This window comes from Vibrio sp. 1401 (assembly GCF_033340295.1).
This window is the reverse complement of sequence record NZ_JAWOWF010000478.1, coordinates 1-636: the sequence shown is the minus strand read 5'-3', so window position 1 is coordinate 636 and position 636 is coordinate 1. Positions and strand designations below refer to the sequence as shown.

Below are 636 nucleotides of genomic sequence, written 5' to 3'. Positions count from 1 at the left end.
ATACACATGAGGATCATCTTGTCGGCGAGTGATCTCAGCAATTGAAAGTGATCGCTGGTGGTGTTTCTCAATTAATTGAAAGCATTTACGGATAGCATTGAGCATCCCGAGCGCTAATACATCGACTTTCAGAAGCTCTAAGCTTTCGAGATCGTCCTTATCCCATTGAATGATAGTTCGATCTTCCATTGCTGCATTTTCAACGGGCACCAATTCATATAATGGACCCGATGAAATCACGAAGCCGCCGACATGCTGAGAAAGATGACGAGGAAAACCAATAATCTCATTCACCAGTTGGATAAACTGCTGACCTTTGAGCGATTCCGGTTGCAAACCAAGCTCAATAATTTGTGCTTGCCAACCTTGGCTACGATCTCGGCGGTTAACATTTTTGATGAAAAAATCCAATTGGGTCTCTTCAATACCTAACGCTTTTCCGACCTCACGTACCGCACTTTTGAAGCGATAACTGATCACTGTTGCGGCAAGAGCGGCACGTTCACGTCCGTATTTTTTATAAATGTATTGAATGACTTCTTCACGGCGCTCGTGTTCGAAGTCAACGTCGATATCTGGTGGCTCTTTGCGTTCCTTACTGATAAATCGTTCGAACAAGACGGAGATTTGTCTTGG

Annotated in this window: 1 pseudogene; it reads right to left on the bottom strand. The window is 44.0% G+C overall.

Annotated features, from left to right (window positions below):
- Window positions 1-636, bottom strand: a pseudogene (locus tag R7Z77_RS26325) (error-prone DNA polymerase); the annotation flags it as partial.